The 17,342-nt window shown below is 41.9% G+C and carries 17 protein-coding genes; 15 read left to right on the forward strand and 2 right to left on the reverse strand.

Features of this window, described 5'->3' with window-relative positions; genetic code table 11:
• Window positions 1-33: 33 nt before the first annotated feature.
• The 10 genes from G585_RS16835 (at window position 34) to G585_RS0102480 (ending at window position 11,301) form a co-directional block, all read left to right on the forward strand.
• Window positions 34-795, forward strand: coding sequence for a DUF5672 family protein (locus G585_RS16835; protein ID WP_022772722.1), 762 nt, complete (start codon window positions 34-36; stop codon window positions 793-795).
• Window positions 768-1,844 (forward strand): glycosyltransferase family 2 protein, encoded by a 1,077-nt coding sequence (locus tag G585_RS18670; protein ID WP_155827718.1) that lies wholly within the window; start codon window positions 768-770, stop codon window positions 1,842-1,844. Before G585_RS16835 ends, G585_RS18670 begins: the two co-directional genes overlap by 28 nt.
• A 3-nt stretch (window positions 1,845-1,847) precedes the next feature.
• Window positions 1,848-2,804 carry a hypothetical protein gene (locus tag G585_RS0102445; RefSeq protein WP_022772725.1) on the forward strand — a complete coding sequence of 319 codons (957 nt, stop codon included), beginning with the start codon at window positions 1,848-1,850 and terminating at the stop codon, window positions 2,802-2,804.
• 120 nt (window positions 2,805-2,924) lie between these two features.
• Window positions 2,925-4,331, forward strand: coding sequence for a DUF3329 domain-containing protein (locus G585_RS0102450; protein ID WP_022772726.1), 1,407 nt, complete (start codon window positions 2,925-2,927; stop codon window positions 4,329-4,331).
• Window positions 4,331-5,311: a glycosyltransferase family 2 protein gene (locus G585_RS0102455; RefSeq protein WP_022772728.1), complete on the forward strand. Its 981-nt coding sequence runs from the start codon at window positions 4,331-4,333 to the stop codon at window positions 5,309-5,311. The genes G585_RS0102450 and G585_RS0102455 overlap by 1 nt, the downstream gene beginning before the upstream one ends.
• A 13-nt stretch (window positions 5,312-5,324) precedes the next feature.
• Window positions 5,325-6,551, forward strand: coding sequence for a polysaccharide pyruvyl transferase family protein (locus tag G585_RS16845; protein ID WP_034480987.1), 1,227 nt, complete (start codon window positions 5,325-5,327; stop codon window positions 6,549-6,551).
• Window positions 6,552-6,632: 81 nt separating this feature from the next.
• On the forward strand, window positions 6,633-7,562 hold the full coding sequence (locus G585_RS0102465; RefSeq protein ID WP_022772730.1) for an alpha-1,2-fucosyltransferase: 930 nt from the start codon (window positions 6,633-6,635) through the stop codon (window positions 7,560-7,562).
• Window positions 7,563-7,629: 67 nt separating this feature from the next.
• Window positions 7,630-9,153, forward strand: coding sequence for a lipopolysaccharide biosynthesis protein (locus G585_RS0102470; protein WP_022772732.1), 1,524 nt, complete (start codon window positions 7,630-7,632; stop codon window positions 9,151-9,153).
• 40 nt (window positions 9,154-9,193) lie between these two features.
• A complete protein-coding gene (locus tag G585_RS0102475) occupies window positions 9,194-10,387 on the forward strand; it encodes a glycoside hydrolase family 88 protein (protein WP_022772733.1) in 1,194 nt (397 codons plus the stop codon).
• Window positions 10,388-10,434: 47 nt separating this feature from the next.
• Window positions 10,435-11,301, forward strand: a complete 867-nt coding sequence (locus tag G585_RS0102480; protein ID WP_022772734.1) for an ROK family protein — start codon at window positions 10,435-10,437, stop codon at window positions 11,299-11,301.
• Window positions 11,302-11,348: 47 nt separating this feature from the next.
• On the opposite strand, the gene G585_RS0102485 is transcribed toward G585_RS0102480, so the two are convergent.
• Window positions 11,349-11,702, reverse strand: coding sequence for a hypothetical protein (locus G585_RS0102485; RefSeq protein ID WP_022772736.1), 354 nt, complete (start codon window positions 11,700-11,702; stop codon window positions 11,349-11,351).
• 316 nt (window positions 11,703-12,018) lie between these two features.
• Between G585_RS0102485 and G585_RS0102490 the strand changes: the two genes are divergently transcribed.
• On the forward strand, window positions 12,019-12,285 hold the full coding sequence (locus tag G585_RS0102490) for a hypothetical protein (protein ID WP_022772737.1): 267 nt from the start codon (window positions 12,019-12,021) through the stop codon (window positions 12,283-12,285).
• Window positions 12,286-12,372: 87 nt separating this feature from the next.
• Here the strand turns inward: G585_RS0102490 and G585_RS0102495 are convergent, their stop codons facing one another.
• Window positions 12,373-12,885, reverse strand: coding sequence for a hypothetical protein (locus G585_RS0102495; RefSeq protein ID WP_022772739.1), 513 nt, complete (start codon window positions 12,883-12,885; stop codon window positions 12,373-12,375).
• Window positions 12,886-13,050: 165 nt separating this feature from the next.
• On the opposite strand from G585_RS0102495, the gene G585_RS0102500 reads away from it, so the two are divergent.
• The 4 genes from G585_RS0102500 to G585_RS0102515 all read left to right on the forward strand — a co-directional run bounded on the left by G585_RS0102500 (window position 13,051) and on the right by G585_RS0102515 (window position 17,341).
• A complete protein-coding gene (locus G585_RS0102500; protein WP_022772740.1) occupies window positions 13,051-14,259 on the forward strand; it encodes an ABC transporter substrate-binding protein in 1,209 nt (402 codons plus the stop codon).
• Window positions 14,260-14,539: 280 nt separating this feature from the next.
• Window positions 14,540-15,424, forward strand: a complete 885-nt coding sequence (locus G585_RS0102505) for a branched-chain amino acid ABC transporter permease (RefSeq protein WP_026663730.1) — start codon at window positions 14,540-14,542, stop codon at window positions 15,422-15,424.
• A gap of 109 nt (window positions 15,425-15,533) precedes the next feature.
• A complete protein-coding gene (locus G585_RS0102510; protein WP_026663731.1) occupies window positions 15,534-16,583 on the forward strand; it encodes a branched-chain amino acid ABC transporter permease in 1,050 nt (349 codons plus the stop codon).
• A complete protein-coding gene (locus G585_RS0102515; RefSeq protein WP_022772743.1) occupies window positions 16,583-17,341 on the forward strand; it encodes an ABC transporter ATP-binding protein in 759 nt (252 codons plus the stop codon). Before G585_RS0102510 ends, G585_RS0102515 begins: the two co-directional genes overlap by 1 nt.
• Window position 17,342 lies beyond the last annotated feature (1 nt).

Raw genomic sequence — 17,342 nt, forward strand, 5'->3', positions numbered from 1 at the left:
ACGTTTGTATATCAAATATATTAGAGGAATAAAATGGAGAAAAAATTAAAGCTCCCGCAGGTTACGCTCTGTGCCATGACCAGTGTCAACGTTTATGAGACTGTGCAGGCCATGAAGTACAGCATGAGGGAGATTGAGTTTGGAGATGCGGTTCTTATTTCAGATAAAAGACCTTTTTATCTGCCAAAGAACATCAGATTCAGTTACACCTCCAAGCTCGACAGTATCGATAAATTTAATTACAAGATGGTCTATGAACTCAAGGATCACATAAATACAGACTTCTGTATGGTGGTCCACGCTGACGGATTTGTTATTCATCCTGAAAACTGGCGCGACGAGTTCCTTGAGTACGACTATATTGGCTCTCCCTGGCCGCTTCCTAAAAATGATTACGCCTACAGAGATTCAAAGGGCGAAATCTGTAGAGTGGGAAACAGCGTATCTATCAGGTCAAAGAGACTTTTGGAATATCCTACAGCCCATAATCTTAAGTGGGAAAAGGTTTACGATGGATTTTATAACGAGGATATTTTCCTTTGCTGTTACCATAAAAATGCCATGGAAGCCGAAGGCATGAAGTGGGCACCTATCGAAGTTGCAGTGCAGTTTGGAAGGGAGCATCCACTTCCTGAAAACAAGGGAATAGAGCCATTTGCATTCCATAAATGGTGGGGTGAGAATTCGGAGTATCCCAGATTCTACAGCCCAAAAAAGAGATTCAAAATGGCAGTAAGACCGCTTCTTTTCTGGAGAAGAAGTAAAAAGTGGAAAGAGGAGCATGGCATAGAATGATCTTTTCAGTTATAGTTCCGGTTCATAACGCAGAAAAGTACATAAAAGAATTGATGGATTGCATTATCCCTCAGCTTGGTAAGAGCGGAATGGATGCGGAGCTTATCCTGATAGAGAACGGATCAACGGATAATTCTCCTGCGATCTGTGATGAGTATGCAGCGGGTAATCCATTTGTTTTTTGCTATCACTATGGAAAGATCGGGGCATACGCTGCCCGCAAGGAAGGCATAAAAAAGTCCATGGGCCAATGGCTCATTTTTGTTGATGCGGACGATATTTTGGTGGATACCGCGATTGAGGATATATGTAGAGGGCTTACCGACGCTTCTATAGCTCACAGGCCCCTGGATATTATTTTGTATAACGCAGCTACAAGCAGTAATCCGTCCAAGAGAAAGTTCAACTTTCCTTTTGAAGAAAATAAGGTTTATCATGGAGCTTCCAAGGACTCTTTTTACAAGGTTATGTGTGAGGGTGACTCCCTTAACGCTATGTGGAACAAGTGTGTAAAGAGAGAGCTTGCGATTGAAGTCCTGCTTGATGACAGGGATATGTTTCTTAATTATGGCGAGGATCTTTTGCAGACCGCTGCTTTTTTGGATAAAGCCAGAGGAATCGTTTATCTTGATAAGATTCTCTACATCTACAGACCAAACGAAAAGGGACTTACAGGCGGTTATCACATTGAATATCTCCCCAATCAGGAGACAGCCTGGAATAAGTTTGACAGCTACGTAAAAAAATGGGGTGGCGAGCGTTTTGTTACTACAGTGGACAGAAGAAAGTCTTTGACTTGTAGCATTGCAATAGCCAAGCTCATTTATTCAGATCAGCCCATTTCTGTAAAGATGTCAGAGCTTTCAAATATATTTAACAGTGAATTTTACAAAAGATATAGCCAGATGCCGCTTCCTGACTGGGCTCCGGATGAGAGCAAGGATGTGCACAGACTTCAGATATCAAAAGGGGCGATGCAAAAGCTCTTTTTATCGGGAGTAAAATACAGTGCAAAGTCAGTGGCAAAGCGCGCGATAAAAAGGAAATGACCCATGGTTTACGATTTAATACCTTTTTTTAACGAAATAGATATATTAAAGCTCAGGCTCGGGATCCTTGACCCATATGTGGACAAGTTCATAATTGAGGAAGCTACTACGACTTTCTCCGGGGAGCCAAAAGAGCTGTGTTTTGAGAAAAATAAAGATCTGTTCAAGGAATACCTCGATAAGATAATCTACATTGTTGTGGATGAGGACAAAGACTTCAAGGTGACCCACGAGAGGGATTACTTCCAGAAAAATCACTTAAAACAGGGACTTGAGGAGATTGGAGCAACGGCGGATGATGTGATCATCTTTGGTGATGCCGATGAGATCCCAAATCCTCTTGTGTTAAAAGATATTGTGGATAACTTCGACAATACAAAAGTTTACCACCTGGCCCAGAGGAATTTTTATGTTTACATGAATAATGAGGAAAAGTCCGGAACACTTATGTCTATAACCGGCGAATTTCCTGATGTTCCACAGGCTGATAGAAAATGGCTTGGAACCAAGATAACTTCCATAAACAACATTCCAAGGGAAGGAATCGTAAGACTCAGAGACCTTGTTTCTGTGTGCGATAAGCGCTCAGTTCGTGTACCAAATGGTGGATGGCACTTTGGATATATGGGCGGACATGTGGAAAAAGACCCGACCAAGAGAATCGGCGTCAAGGTAAAAGCCGCAGCTCACCAGGAGTACAACGACAGGGAAGTTTTGAAAGAAACCATGGATCATCTCATCCTTGGACACGATATCTTTGGAAGAAATGCTCATTTTGAGAGATGCGAGATCGATGAGAGTTATCCACAGTACTTGAGGGAACACATCGCAGAGTACAGTCATCTTGTAATGCCAAAAGTAACAGCGTTTTCAAAATGCTATCACTACGTAGATATTACTGCAGGAAGATTCTGCAGGAAAGCCTATTACAAGGTGATGAGGATGCTGAAAAATAAATGATCATTGAATGGATTAATGCCAAAGAGAGTAATGATCATTGAATAGATATATGTTAATGAAGTAAATGTTGATTTCATGAATACATGGTTGGTAATCTAAAGTGAAATAGAGGAACTGATAATGCCTGAGAAAAAGAACAAAAGACTTTTCATAGGACTTGTGATTACAGCATTCTTAATGATTGCTGTCTATGAGTTTTTAACTCCAAACATGTCTGATGACATCATATATGGCGACACTGTGGCTAAGGCAGGAAACTTTTTTGATCTGTTTAGTCAGGAATATGAGCATTACATGAACCACAGTGGCAGAAGCGTTGCTCACTTTATTCTCAGAGTATTTCTTTTCATGAAGACAAAGAGCGTGTTCAACGTGGTTGCGGCAGCAGTTTTTACCGTTTTATCACTTCTTATGTATGAGAATATTGATCACAAGAGAAAATATGACATAAGGCTTTATGGTCTTGTGCTTTTATTTTTGTGGTTTTTAGACCCAGCTATGAGCAACACTGTCTTTTGGGAGACAGGTGCCTGCAACTATCTGTTTACAGGGACCATCGCTATTGCCTATTGTACATATTTTAGAAGGCACATGAGACTTGAGAGTGGCAACAGCCTTTCTCTCATGATCAAGATGTTTGTCCTTGGACTTTTGGCAGGCTGGTGCAACGAGAACACATCGGGCGGCGTTATCCTCTTTTGTCTGATCCTGTTTGTGGATAAATGGCTTGCGAATGGCAAAAAATGTGGATTCGTAAAGCCATGGATGATAACAGGTTTTATTGGAAATCTTATTGGATTTGCGGTTATGATCCTTTCTCCCGGCAATTTTGGAAGGGCGGAAGTTGCTGAGGAAGAGCACACAGGTCTTTTAGCCATAATGGCGAGGTTTTTGAAGATAGTTATCAACATAAGAGATAACTATTTCATTCTAGTGGCTGCTTTCGTAGTTCTTTTGATCTTCATTTACTACATGTCAGCAGATAAAAAGAAATTCCTTGAGACCACAAAGTACATGAGAATGCTGGGCTTTGTGGCTCTTATGACAGCTTTTTCACTTATTGCTGTTCCTTCATCACAGATAAGAACCTACTACGGTGCAAGTCTTTTCCTGATGATGGCGGTACTTAACGGTATAGGAATTGTGGCTAATACACATGTTATGTCAGGAAGCGCATCGGACAGAGAGGGCGGCCTTTCATATACGATGCTGCAGACAGCAGTAACTTCACTTGTGGCAGTTTGGGCAATTGTGCTTGCTTTCACTTATATCGAGCAGGGAGCAAACCTCGCCAGGATCAAAAGAGAAATGGATGAGCGTGATGCCTACGTTTGGCAGCAGGTAGAGGCTGGGGAAGTGGAAATTTGTGTTCCAAGGCTCAGACCACAGTGGGAAAACAGATTTTCTTTTGCCTATGATTCAGATATTTCTGATGATTGCGATTATTGGATCAATCTATTCTATACAGAGCACTATGGAATCGAATGTTTTTGGAGCGTTGATAGAGAGGAATGGACTGCGTACTAATGGAAAAAAAGGTAAGCATAATAATTCCGGTTTATCAGGCAGCCAAATACCTTGAAAGGTGCGTAGAATCCTGCCTTGGGCAGAAGGGCATAAATGCCGATGAGCTGGAAATAATCCTGGTCGATGATGGCTCAACAGATGGCAGCAGCGAGCTTGCAGATGAGCTTGAAAAAAGTGCAAACTGTGTAGCTGTTCATACCGGCAACCACGGCGTTTCTCATGCCCGCAATCTGGGAATTGAGAAGGCGACAGGCAAGTACATCTGCTTTGTAGATGCAGATGACTATGTTGGTGAGAGTTTTGTGACTGATCTTCTTGCTGCTGCGGGTTGTGAGAGTGCAACGCCAGTAATAATCGATTCCACAGATGCGTATTTGTCGGGACTTAGTATCAGTGGATATCAGTATATTGAGAACTCTATCCTGAATAGGAATACCCACGTTTGGGGAAAGCTCTTTTTACTTAGTGAGATAAGAGACAATCACGTCACCTTCAAAGAAGGGCTGACTATTGGTGAGGATCTTCTTTTTCTCCTGGATCTAGCTCTTTTGCAGGGAAAGAAAAAGACAGTGAAGTGCACTGGAACGAGTGGCTATGTTTATGTGGATAACCCTGAAGGCGCTATGAAAAAGGCTTTTAAGGCCAGCTACATGGATGAGATCATCTGCTGGAAAGAGGCTGAAGAAAAGCTTCTTGGGGCAAGAGAGTTTCTTTCAGAGTATTCTTTTGTGAGCGTCGCTGTAAGCCAGATCATGACAGCTCTTTTGGTGGCGGGGAAACTTGCAAGGACGGATGAAGTCGAAAGAGATAAAGATATAGAAACACTTGTTATTTCAAAAGTCAGGGAACAGGTCAGCCATGCCCTTAAAGTGAGAGGTGCTTTTGCTGCCCTTGAATTTGGATACAAGATCAAGGTGACTATTTTCAGAATCAATCCGAAGTTTTATCTTAAACTTTATGGGAATTATAAGAAATATTAAGGAAAGGATTCGCATGAATCTAAACAGACCGATAGTTTTATATTATCATGCCGGCAGCGGAAATCATGGTTGCGAGGCAATTGCAAACAGCACACTAAAGCTCATTCATAGAAAGAGGATCGAGCAGGGATGCGACATGGAGAACACTCCGATTCCTGTTGTTATTTCTAACAATGTGGAAGAGGACAGGAAATATTCCCTTGGAGAGCTGGAAAAGCAGGGACTTTGCGTTCTTGCCAATGAAAGGCATATTGATCAGGACTTTTTTGCCCATGTGATCTACTACGTATGGCGCAAGATAACCGGTGATAAGCAGTCATTCATGAGATACAGATTTAGGGATGGCTACAGGGCCTATGTTCAGGAGCATAACAGGTGCGATATTCAGAAACGGGATGAAAAAGCGGATATGAGCATTGCGACAAACAATACTCCCCTTGCGATTTCAATTGGTGGTGACAACTACTGTTATCCTGAGATGGTTTCAGACCTGATACTTGCTCATGATTATTTCAGAAAAAGAGGCTTTGATACAGTCCTTTGGGGATGCTCCATTGAGCCTGGCTCCCTTAAGAATGCAGCTCTTTTGCAGGATCTTAAGAACTTCGACAGGATTTATGCAAGAGAGTCCATAACTTACAATGCTCTTTTAAATGCAGGGATCTCTGCTGATAAGCTTGAACTTAGGAAAGATCCGGCTTTTGAGCTTGAAACAAACGATGTATCAGGGCTTCACGACGGAATCCAGGGAGCAAGCTTGGAGGCTGGTAATTACATCGGAATAAACTTAAGCCCAATGGTAATTGCCAAGGAGAAGACTCCGGGGATTACTATGGAGAACTACAAGAGATTCATTAAGTATATATTGGAAAGCACTGATCAGTCAGTCGCCCTGATTCCGCATGTTGTCTGGAGCAGCAGCGATGACAGAAAGCCACTTTCTGAGCTTTTTGAAGCTTTCAGGGATAGCGGAAGAGTCTTTTTGGTAGAAGATATGCCTGCTTCGGATCTAAAAGGCTATATTTCCGGCTGCAGCTTTTTTGTGGGAGCAAGGACTCACAGCACGATTGCCGCTTATTCAAGTGGCGTGCCTACCCTTGTTATTGGCTATTCAGTAAAGAGCCGTGGCATTGCGACAGATCTTTTTGGAAGTTATGAGAATTACTGCCTTCCGGTGCAGGAACTGTCAGATCCGGATGCGCTGATAAATGGCTATAAATGGGTTATGAGTCATTCATAACTGAATCGATAGTTGTGATGATGGATTTTATGTTTTAAGGTGTTAATAAACAGGGACGAGAAGAAAATTGGGGATGAAAATATGATAATTTTGCAGATAGCTGGTGGTTTGGGGAACCAGATGCAGCAGTATGCACTGTACAGGAAACTTTTAAAGTGCGGAAAAACAGTTAAGCTGGACCTTTCATGGTTTGGCCCGGAAATTCAGAAAAATATGCTTGCTCCACGTGAGTTTGAGCTGGTTCTTTTTAAGGATCTTCCTTTTGAAATTTGTACGAAAGAGGAAAAAGATGCTCTTATAAAGCAGAATCTTTTTCAAAAGATAGCAGGGAAAGTTTCACAAAAGCTTGGAAAAAGTGCAAGCTCCAACGCAAAGGTTTTTGTGGAAACCAAAATGTATCATGAAGAGATCTTTGACCTTGATGATGTTTATATCACGGGGTATTTTGCCTGCCAATATTACTACGACGATGTGATGGCAGAGCTTCAGGATCTGTTTGTATTCCCGTCTCACTCCATTCCGGAACTTGATCAGCGAAATGCTGTTCTTGCTTCGAAGATGGAAAAAGAAAATTCGGTAAGTGTCCACATCAGACGTGGGGATTATCTGAGTCCTGAAAATGTGGGAATTCTTGGGAATATTGCCTCTGATAAATATTATGAGAGTGCAATGAATTATTTCCTTGAAAAAGATGAGAATACTCATTTTTATATTTTTACCAATGACCATGAGTACGCAAGGGAGCACTACAGCGATGAATCCCGCTACACGATCATAGATTGGAACACCGGAAAGAACAGCCTTCAGGATCTCATGCTGATGAGTCATTGCAAGGGCAATATCTGTGCCAATTCCACATTTAGTTTCTGGGGAGCAAGACTTAATAAGCGTCCCGACAGAGAGCTTGTGCGCACACTTAAGATGAGAAACAATCAGGAAGCACAGCCTGAGATCATGCATGAGTACTGGAAGAATTGGATTCTCATTGATGAGAACGGAGTGATTGTCTGAAATGTGCGTGAGTGCACAGAGTGCCAGTAATTAGCGAAATGTTAGATGTATAAAGGAATTTGTTTTAATGGGTAGAGTTAAGTCAGCAACGAGAAATATTGCATTCGGATATATTGGTCAGGTCGCAACCATGATCATGTCTTTTGTGCTGCGAAAGATCTTTATCATGCATCTGAGCGAAACTCTGCTTGGTATCAACAGCACATACACAAATATTCTCTCGATTTTAAACATGGCAGAGCTTGGCATCGGAACAGCGCTTAACTTCAGCCTTTACGGCCCGGTTTCCCGCGGCGAAAAAGAGAAGATCAAGTCTTACATGCAGATGTACAGAAAGGCCTATTACTGTATTGCTTTGGTAGTGGCAGTTATGGGCACAGCTCTTGCGCCGTTCCTTAAGTATCTGGTAAAAAAGCCGGATGGAGTTCTTTTACGAGATCTCACCCTTTACTATTTCATTTTTCTTTTTAACACTGTCAGCAGCTACTTTGTTGCTTATAAATACAGTCTTGTAAATGCTGAGCAAAAGAACTATGTCCAGACCAATATTCTTACAATAACAAAGGTTATTACAGTCTTTTTCCAGATAATTGTCATCATCGTTACCAAGAATTTCTATCTGTTCCTGATAACAGATGCAGTGATCCAGCTTCTTCAGAAGATATTTGTTTCAAGATATCTTAACAAGATGTATCCATATCTTACGGAAAAAGATATTACGCCTCTGTCAAAAGAGGAGAGTGACACTGTCTGGAAGAAGACGAAAGCCCTTGTGTTCCATAAGGTTGGCGATGTAGCCAGACTTCAGACCGATGCCCTTATTATTTCTTCATTTATCGAAGTAAAAATGGCAGGCTTTGTTGATAACTACAACATGGTAATCAGCTCAGTCTCAAATTTTGTAAATATCATTTTCAATTCGGTAATCTCTAGCTTTGGAAACCTCATTGCCACAGAGTCCAAGGAAAAGCAGTACGAGATGTTCAAAGTCTACAGATTTTTTGCATCCTGGGTTTATGGCTACTCCTGCGTGGGATTCATGGTTCTTTTGACTCCTCTTATCAGGATAATGTACGGAGATTACTGGGCTCTGGCGCCAATGGTAATCTACTGTATTCTCATTGACTATTACTTTAAGGGCGACAGAATTGTCCTAAGTAACTATAAGACCGCAGCAGGCGTATTCGAGCAGGATAAGTACCTGGCTCTGATCCAGGGTGCAGTAAACCTCGTGATATCAATTGCGCTGGTGCAGACGCCCCTTGGCCTTGCCGGAATTTACGTTGGAACAATTGTTTCAGGATTAATTGCCAATATCACCAAACCAATCATTATCTACCGCACCTGCTTTGACATGAGCGCCAAAAGCTACTTCGTAGACACCTGCAAATACCTTGCAAGCCTTGTCTTTGTGATGGTTGTATGCAATGCTATCAGTATCAGGCTTCTTGCGGATTTGAATATTCTAACTTTCCTTGTTATGGCTGTAATCATTACTGTCGTATTCAACGGAGTGTATTTCCTACTTTACGGCAGAACAGCAGAGTTTAAGTATGTACTTGGCAAAGTCCTCGCCAAGTTTGGAAAATAGTAGTAAACATGATTTATATTTGCACGTAGAGGTGTTAATTATGGGCTATAGAGTTGATGAAAGATACAAAATGGTCTTGGACAGGACAGCCAATGATTTACTTGGAATCATGAATGTTTCCTTGGTCCAGCAGGCAAAAGACGTAGTAAAAAGGTTTATGGGGCGCTCGGTCCGCACTAAAGATCCATTGTTCTGGCCTGCAGGAATGCTGATGCTGGGACTTGTATCGGCAGCTGAGCAGGAAAACAGCGAAATAAAGAGCAAGTGCCTTGCTGTAATCTCAGCGCACCTTGATATGTGGCTTAAATCCTATGATGGAAAAATAGACTTTGTTGATGATGCCTTGTCTGGAGTTTGTTTTATTAAAGCATATGAGCTTACTCATGAAGATAAGTACAAAGAGGCAGCTGACAAGATAGCACAGTTTATATTAACAGCCCCTCGAGATGAGCAGGGAACGATCATCTATAATCCGGGGAGAAATTCATCCAATATTTTTGCTGACGGAGTGGGACAGGTTTCCATGTTCATGGCTGCTTATACAAGCGCCTTTCCGGATAGCGACATTGTCATAAGTTCCGGTTCCAGGCTTGATGCCAGCAAGCAGATCAAGAACTTCTTTGAAATGGGAGTAGACAAAAAAAGTGGGCTTAATTACCACGGATACTCGCTCCATGATAACCAGAAAAAAGGTCTTCTTGGCTGGGGAAGAGCATTCGGATGGCTTTACATGGGAGTCGCAGAGGCAGCCTGTGCTGCAATTAAAAGCAGTGATGAAGCAAATGATAATGACGAGAAAATTCCAAATAGCGAAAATCTCGATAGTAGTGAGTGCCAAAAAGATTGTCCTGATAAGAAGCGCTGTTTCATGAATTCCGGATTCAATATAACCGGACTTTACAGGAAGATGAGCAGAACAGCTCTTGAATATCAGCGTGCTGACGGCGGTTGGAGCTGGCAGATTCAGGGGACAGAAGGGCATATTGATATGTCTGCAACAGGCATGATCGCATATTCACTGGCAAGGGGGTATAACGCCGGGATACTTGATAACGTTGAAGACATAGATAGCTCTTTTGACAAGGCTGTTGAGTGCATGTTGTCGCATACTGAAAAAGGGGCAGTGCTTGACGCACTTAGCTCATGCGATGATTTTGGGGTTCATTATCAGACTTATGGACATTATCCTTGGGGACAGGGAGCAGTGCTCGCAGCACTTGCAGAGATAAGCTAATATGGGTTAGCAAATTATAAAACAATAGGAAAGAAAAGGGGATTACAATGAGATACGGAGCACTTGAAGCTGGCGGAACAAAGATGATAGTAGCAATTGGGGATGAGAATGGAAAGATCTTGGAGAGGGCATCTTTTCCTACGCTGACTCCGGCAGAGACAATGCCAAAGATGATTGATTTCTTTAAAGATAAAGAGATCGTTAGCCTTGGAATTGCCTGCTTTGGACCAATTGACCTGAATAAGGAGTCAAAGACTTACGGATATATTACATCCACACCAAAGCTTGACTGGAGAAACTACGATATCGTAGGAGAATTCAAGAAGGCGCTTAATGTTCCTGTTGGATTTGATACAGATGTTAACGGTTCACTTCTTGGCGAGATCACATGGGGATGTGCACAGAATAAGACTGATGCCATTTACCTGACAATCGGAACAGGCATAGGAGGCGGAGTTATGACCAATGGCAAGCTCCTTCATGGCATGCTTCATCCGGAGATGGGGCACATTAAACTTGCTTTGGAAGATGGAGATACCTACAAAGGAAAGTGCCCATATCACGGTACCTGCTTTGAAGGTCTGGCAGCAGGCCCTGCAATAGAAGAGCGCTGGGGCAAAAAAGCTATTGAACTTGCTGACAATAGCGAAGTCTGGGAACTTGAAAGTGCCTATATTGCACAGGCCCTCAGCTCATATATTCTTACCTTAAGTCCTCAGATAATCATTCTTGGCGGCGGCGTAATGCACCAGATGCAGCTCTTTCCACTTATCAGGAAAAAAGTCATTGAGCAGCTTAATGGTTACATCAACACTGATGAAATCAAAAACATTGATGAATACATCGTTCCTGCAAGCCTAAACGATGACCAGGGAATAATGGGAGCTGTGAAACTCGCTATTGATGCGGTTTGAGTCACAACAAAAAAATAGAGCGGCACCTTAGCGTGCCGCTCTTTTATTTAAGCGAATAAATCTAGTGAAGCTCCCTGAACGCCATATGTTTGACCGGACATATTTTGTCCATATCCAATTGTCATGCCTTGGAATTTCTGAGCGACTTCGTTGTAGGCCCTATTTGTTTCCTGAGATTTTTTTACATAGTCCATAGACATGGACAATGAATCAGAGTCTTCCTGGGGTGATGCGACCTGTGCATTTGGATATATCACAGGCGGCACATTCATCACGGCGCCCTGCATACCTGTCTCAGTAAATGCGTCAGATATATCAGCTTCGTTTTTTACCCTATAGTTCAAAGGCTGAACAAAACTCATTCCGTACATGTTTCCAATTCCACCAACTGTTAATCCCATACATACCCTTTCTAAAAAAGTGCAAACATCATTAAACAATTGTATCGAAACCGATTAAGACAATTGTTCCAAAAATTCAATAATATTGCTTTCAGATAAAAATCGGCAAAAAGCCCACCATTACTTACTTTAATGATATTCTCAGAGGATAAGGGAATCAATTATTGCCATTGAAATTTTGTATTAAATTTTTATGACCAATTATGAAATTTTGTTTAAATTTATGATAAAATTATGTTGAGGGGTAATCTTATCCTTCGGAAAAAGACTTCAATTGTTGGACATAAATGGAAAGAGAGAAAGGAGCGACCTGCTTATGAAAAACAGCCAGCTGCAATACTCTCCGTTCAAACCAAACTTGAAGACAGCCGAAGTATTTGCGTGGGGCGATCCGGAGTATAATCTTTTTGACCAGCTGAATGAAAAGTACGAAAAGACACACCCTGAGTATTCTAAGTTATCTTCGTACGAGAAGATGGTTATCAGAGAGCAGATCCATCATGAAGCTATTGGCTTGACGCCATTGAATCTTATTAAGAGCTTCATAGAAGATCCGCAATTTGATGAATTTAGAATTGTATGACATTTTGAATGTTTTTACCGTACTCATCTAATCCCAGAACTAGAAAATAGTTCTGGGATATTCTTTTTGCGATATATGCCCAAATCATCATCCTTTCTTTTCATACTGCACTTTGGCGGCATGGATCTGTTCGTTGACGTCGGCTAGAAACTGGTGGTTGGTTGGATCTGAGATGAACATTAGGAAATCGCTGGCTTCCTTGCGGGTGAGCTTTTGAATTCCGGTAAGATAGGACATGATTTCTTCCTGGGTCTTGCCCTCGCTGATAAAGCTTTCGACTTTATCGAAAAGAATCATAAACCTGCGGACTTTATTTTTAGTATTTATATGATGCAGTTCAATAACGATGGAAAGCAGAATGAACGAAGATGCCACAAAAAGAATCAGGCTCAGTATACCGTACAGATAGATACCAACCCTCATATTAAGAATGGTGGAACTTAAAGATGATAACACCAGAATAGAAAGAGATGTTATCAAGATGACCAGCCGGGTATAATTCCGGAGCTTGTCATCCAAATCCATGAGCTTTACAGCTAGTCCGAAAACTATGTAGAATACTGCTGCAAAGGCCATCCCCAGATAACACAACTGTAGCATATGTTTATCCCCCTTTATTCAATTGTAACAATCATAAATGAATTATGCAATTCTAAGTAGAATCTATTGACTTTTACACTACAATGCTTTAACCTTTAAAAGTAAATACGAGATTGTATACATATATACATTGTGTTTACACTCTTATGAAGGAGGAAAAATATTATGAAGAAGTTCACTAAGGCATTTAGCGTATTCATGGCGTCAGCGCTCCTTGCTACATCACTTGTTGGATGTGGTGATGCTCAGAGCACAGGTGCTACAGGAGCAGCAGAAGGCGAAGCACAGGCAGAAGGCAGTGCAGCAGGTGCTACATTTAAGATTGGTGCGATAGGACCTCTTACAGGTGGCGCAGCAGCTTACGGTAATGCAGTATGTAACGCAGCAGAGCTTGCAGTTGCAGAGATCAATGCAGCAGGCGGAATCAACGGTTATCAGGTTGAGTACAGCAAAGAAGATGATGAGCTCAACGCTGAGAAGTCAGTAAATGCTTATAACACTCTTAAGGACTGGGGCATGCAGATCCTTGTTGGTTCAACAACAAGTGCTTGCTCAATCGCAGTTTCAGAGTACACAAAGGCTGACAACATGTTCCAGCTTACACCTTCAGGATCAGCTGAGGATTGCGTAAAATATGACAACGTATTCCGTGTATGCTTCTCAGATCCTAACCAGGGTATTGCTTCAGCTCAGTATATTTCAGATCACAACCTTGCTACAAAGGTTGGTATCATCTACGACAGCTCAGACGTATATTCAAACGGTATCTATCAGAAGTTTGTTCAGGAGTCTGAGGGAAAGAACTACGAAGTAGTTTCAGCTGAAGCTTTCACACAGGACAACAACACAGACTTCTCAGTACAGCTTCAGAAGGCAAAAGATGCAGGTGCAGACCTTGTATTCCTTCCTATCTACTACAAAGATGCATCTCTTATCCTTACACAGGCAAACACAATGGGATATGCTCCAACATTCTTCGGTGTTGATGGTATGGATGGTATCCTTTCAGTTGAGAATTTTGACACAGCACTTGCTGAGGGCGTAATGCTTCTTACACCTTTCGCAGCTGATGCAACAGATGATCTTACAGTTAACTTTGTAAAGAACTACAAAGAAAAATATGGTGATACACCTAACCAGTTCGCAGCAGATGCTTATGATGCAGTATTCATCCTTAAGCAGGCACTTGAGTCAAAGAATGCAACACCTGATATGAGCACATCTGATCTTTGTGAAGCTCTTAAGAGCGCTATGACAGAGATTGAAGCTTCAGGTCTTACATCAACAAAGATGACTTGGGATGCAAGCGGTGAGCCTAACAAAGAGCCAAAGGCCGTAGTTATCAAGGATGGTGCATACGTTTCAGCCAACTAAGCTGAGGTAACCTGACGAGGTAATTTCGAGTCTGGTTCGAACGTGTTACACCGAGCGAAGAGAGGTGTAACTTCCTTAGAAAATAAAAGTAAATGCAAGCGAGGGCGCTTAGAAATAAATGCCCTCGTTTTCTGTTACTGTGTTATTATTATAATGATGCAATAATTAAATCAATTTTTAACATGAAAAAGAGCTTATTTGCGCATTATATTTAAGAGGAATCCGCATTCTCAGCGTTTTTCTCATCATGAAAAAAGATATCAATATTTTGGAGGAGACTATGAGTTTTTTGACATATCTCATAAATGGTCTGAGTCTTGGCAGTATCTATGCCATAATAGCCCTTGGATATACGATGGTTTACGGAATTGCCAAGATGCTTAATTTTGCACACGGTGATTTCATCATGGTGGGCTGCTACATTATTTTCTCAGTAAGCGCAGCACTTTCAGGCAATCCTATTATAGGGATCCTTATTGCCATTGTTCTCTGCACACTTTTGGGAATTACAACTGAGTTCGTGGCATACAGACCACTTCGAGGTGCAGCATCTCCTTTGGCAGTTCTTATCACTGCAATTGGTGTCAGCTACCTTTTGGAAAATGTAGCCCTTTTAATATTTGGTGCTGACATTAAATCTTTTACTTCCGTAGTCAAATGGGAAGGAATCACACTTTTTGATGGACAACTTAAGATCCAGGGAGTAACAATCGTCACAATTGTTGTGAGTATCGTTATTCTCATTGTTTTACAGCTCTTTATTAATAAGACAAAACAGGGACAGGCTATGCTGGCAGCATCTGAAGATAAGGGCGCTGCAGCACTTATGGGCATCAATGTTAACAGAACTATCATGCTTACATTTGCCATTGGTTCTGCTCTTGCAGCTATTGCGGGAGCGCTCTTGTGCTCAGCATATCCTTCACTTTCACCATATACAGGCGCAATGCCCGGTATCAAGGCCTTCGTGGCAGCTGTTCTTGGAGGAATCGGTTCGATTCCCGGAGCCATGATCGGAGGACTTGTTCTCGGTATCGTTGAGATACTGAGTAAGACATATATTTCATCACAGCTTTCAGATGCAATCGTGTTCGGTATTCTTGTTATCGTACTTCTTGTTAAGCCAACCGGCATTTTAGGAAAAAAATACTTGGAAAAGGTATGACTTGATGAGGTTTTTTCGAATCATAGTCAGACCTTTGTTCTGGCGAACACGAAGTGTGAGAGCAGAACTTCCTTATGACAAATCATCCTTAGTGAAAGGACTTATATAAATGAGCAAAACAAAACGTGACAATCTCATTACATATGGCATAGTAATTCTTGCCTTTATAATATTTCAGGTGTTATCGGCAACGGGCAATCTTTCAAGCCACATGAAAGGCCTTTTGGTTCCAATGACATACTATGCGGTTATCGCTGTGGCACTTAATCTTTGCGTCGGAATCCTGGGAGAGCTCAGTATCGGACACTGCGGATTTATGTGCATCGGCGCATTTACAAGTGCATTCTTTTCAAAAGTGACTGAGGAAGTGCTTCCAACTGCGCCAAGATTCATTATTGCATTTATCATAGGCATCGCTTTTGCTGCACTGTTTGGATTCCTTATTGGTATCCCTGTTCTGCGACTTAAGGGCGACTACCTTGCTATTGTTACTCTTGCCTTTGGTGAGATCATAAAAAATGTTATCAATGCTTTCTATATTGGAGTTGATAGCCATGGACTTCACTTCTCTATGAAAAACGCCATGGAACTCAACATGGAAGCGGATGGACAGATCATTGTAAACGGCGCCATGGGAATCACAGGAACACCACATGATTCCAACTTTGCTATTGGAATCGCAGTTCTTCTTATCTCACTTTTTGTTGTGCTCAACCTGATCAATTCAAGAGACGGCAGAGCTATCATGGCAGTAAGAGATAACTACATCGCTGCAGAGGCTTCAGGAATCAATGTCACCAGATACAAGATGATGGCATTTACCATTTCAGCTGCAATTGCAGGCGCTGCAGGAGTTCTTTTCTCACATAACATCACAACTCTTACAGCTTCATCCCAGTACTTTGGATACAACGCGTCGATCATGATCCTTGTTTACGTGGTTTTGGGCGGCATCGGAAATATCAGAGGAAGCGTGATCGCAGCATGCATACTTTACCTTCTTCCGGAGCTCCTTCGTGGCCTTAACACCTACAGAATGCTGATCTACTCAATCGTTCTTATCGTGATGATGATCGTTAACTGGTCACCTAAGGTAATCGAGTGGAGGAAAAGAACTTTTGGCAACCTCCTTAAGAAGAGCGGAAAGGAGATGGCATAATGGCACTACTTGAAGTAAACAATCTTAGCATCTCTTTTGGCGGTCTTCGCGCAGTTGGAGATTTTAATCTGAAAATTGAAAAGGGCGAGTTGTATGGCCTTATCGGACCAAACGGCGCCGGCAAAACAACAGTTTTCAACCTTCTTACAGGTGTTTATAAGCCCGATGAAGGAATCATAAAGCTTGATGGTCAGGATATTACAAGGAAAAACACGATTGAGATCAATCACGCAGGAATTGCAAGAACCTTTCAGAACATCAGACTTTTCAAGCAGCTTTCAGTTATAGACAACGTTAAGGTTGGTCTTTCTGAGCGCATTAAATATAGCCTTTTTGAGAGTGTTTTCCACCTTGGAAGCTACAAGGCAAAAGAAAAAGAGATGGAAGAGGAGGCCCTTCGCCTTTTAAAGGTCTTTGACCTTGACGGGGAAAAAGATATCCTGGCATCCAATCTTCCTTACGGTAAGCAGAGAAAACTTGAAATTGCCAGAGCTATGGCGACAAATCCTAAGCTCCTTTTACTTGACGAGCCGGCAGCAGGCATGAATCCTAATGAGACAAAGGAGCTTATGGAGACAATAGCCCTTGTGAGAAGAGAGTTTGATATGACTATCCTTCTCATTGAGCATGACATGAAGCTTGTTTCAGGAATTTGTGAGAAGCTCACAGTGCTCAACTTTGGACGAGTGCTGTGTCAGGGCGAAACTAAAGAGGTTCTGGCGGATCCGGAAGTTATAAAAGCATACATCGGAGATTGAA

The organism is Butyrivibrio sp. AE2015, assembly GCF_000420825.1.
In the GTDB taxonomy this organism is placed as follows: domain Bacteria; phylum Bacillota; class Clostridia; order Lachnospirales; family Lachnospiraceae; genus Butyrivibrio.

Coding starts and splice junctions, on each gene's coding strand:
- G585_RS16835 (WP_022772722.1), top strand. CDS start 34: ATGGAGAAAAAATTAAAGCTCCCGCAGGTTACGCTCTGTGCCATGACC.
- G585_RS0102445 (WP_022772725.1), top strand. CDS start 1,848: ATGGTTTACGATTTAATACCTTTTTTTAACGAAATAGATATATTAAAG.
- G585_RS0102450 (WP_022772726.1), top strand. CDS start 2,925: ATGCCTGAGAAAAAGAACAAAAGACTTTTCATAGGACTTGTGATTACA.
- G585_RS0102455 (WP_022772728.1), top strand. CDS start 4,331: ATGGAAAAAAAGGTAAGCATAATAATTCCGGTTTATCAGGCAGCCAAA.
- G585_RS16845 (WP_034480987.1), top strand. CDS start 5,325: ATGAATCTAAACAGACCGATAGTTTTATATTATCATGCCGGCAGCGGA.
- G585_RS0102465 (WP_022772730.1), top strand. CDS start 6,633: ATGATAATTTTGCAGATAGCTGGTGGTTTGGGGAACCAGATGCAGCAG.
- G585_RS0102470 (WP_022772732.1), top strand. CDS start 7,630: ATGGGTAGAGTTAAGTCAGCAACGAGAAATATTGCATTCGGATATATT.
- G585_RS0102475 (WP_022772733.1), top strand. CDS start 9,194: ATGGGCTATAGAGTTGATGAAAGATACAAAATGGTCTTGGACAGGACA.
- G585_RS0102480 (WP_022772734.1), top strand. CDS start 10,435: ATGAGATACGGAGCACTTGAAGCTGGCGGAACAAAGATGATAGTAGCA.
- G585_RS0102485 (WP_022772736.1), bottom strand. CDS start 11,702: ATGGGATTAACAGTTGGTGGAATTGGAAACATGTACGGAATGAGTTTT.
- G585_RS0102490 (WP_022772737.1), top strand. CDS start 12,019: ATGAAAAACAGCCAGCTGCAATACTCTCCGTTCAAACCAAACTTGAAG.
- G585_RS0102495 (WP_022772739.1), bottom strand. CDS start 12,885: ATGCTACAGTTGTGTTATCTGGGGATGGCCTTTGCAGCAGTATTCTAC.
- G585_RS0102500 (WP_022772740.1), top strand. CDS start 13,051: ATGAAGAAGTTCACTAAGGCATTTAGCGTATTCATGGCGTCAGCGCTC.
- G585_RS0102505 (WP_026663730.1), top strand. CDS start 14,540: ATGAGTTTTTTGACATATCTCATAAATGGTCTGAGTCTTGGCAGTATC.
- G585_RS0102510 (WP_026663731.1), top strand. CDS start 15,534: ATGAGCAAAACAAAACGTGACAATCTCATTACATATGGCATAGTAATT.
- G585_RS0102515 (WP_022772743.1), top strand. CDS start 16,583: ATGGCACTACTTGAAGTAAACAATCTTAGCATCTCTTTTGGCGGTCTT.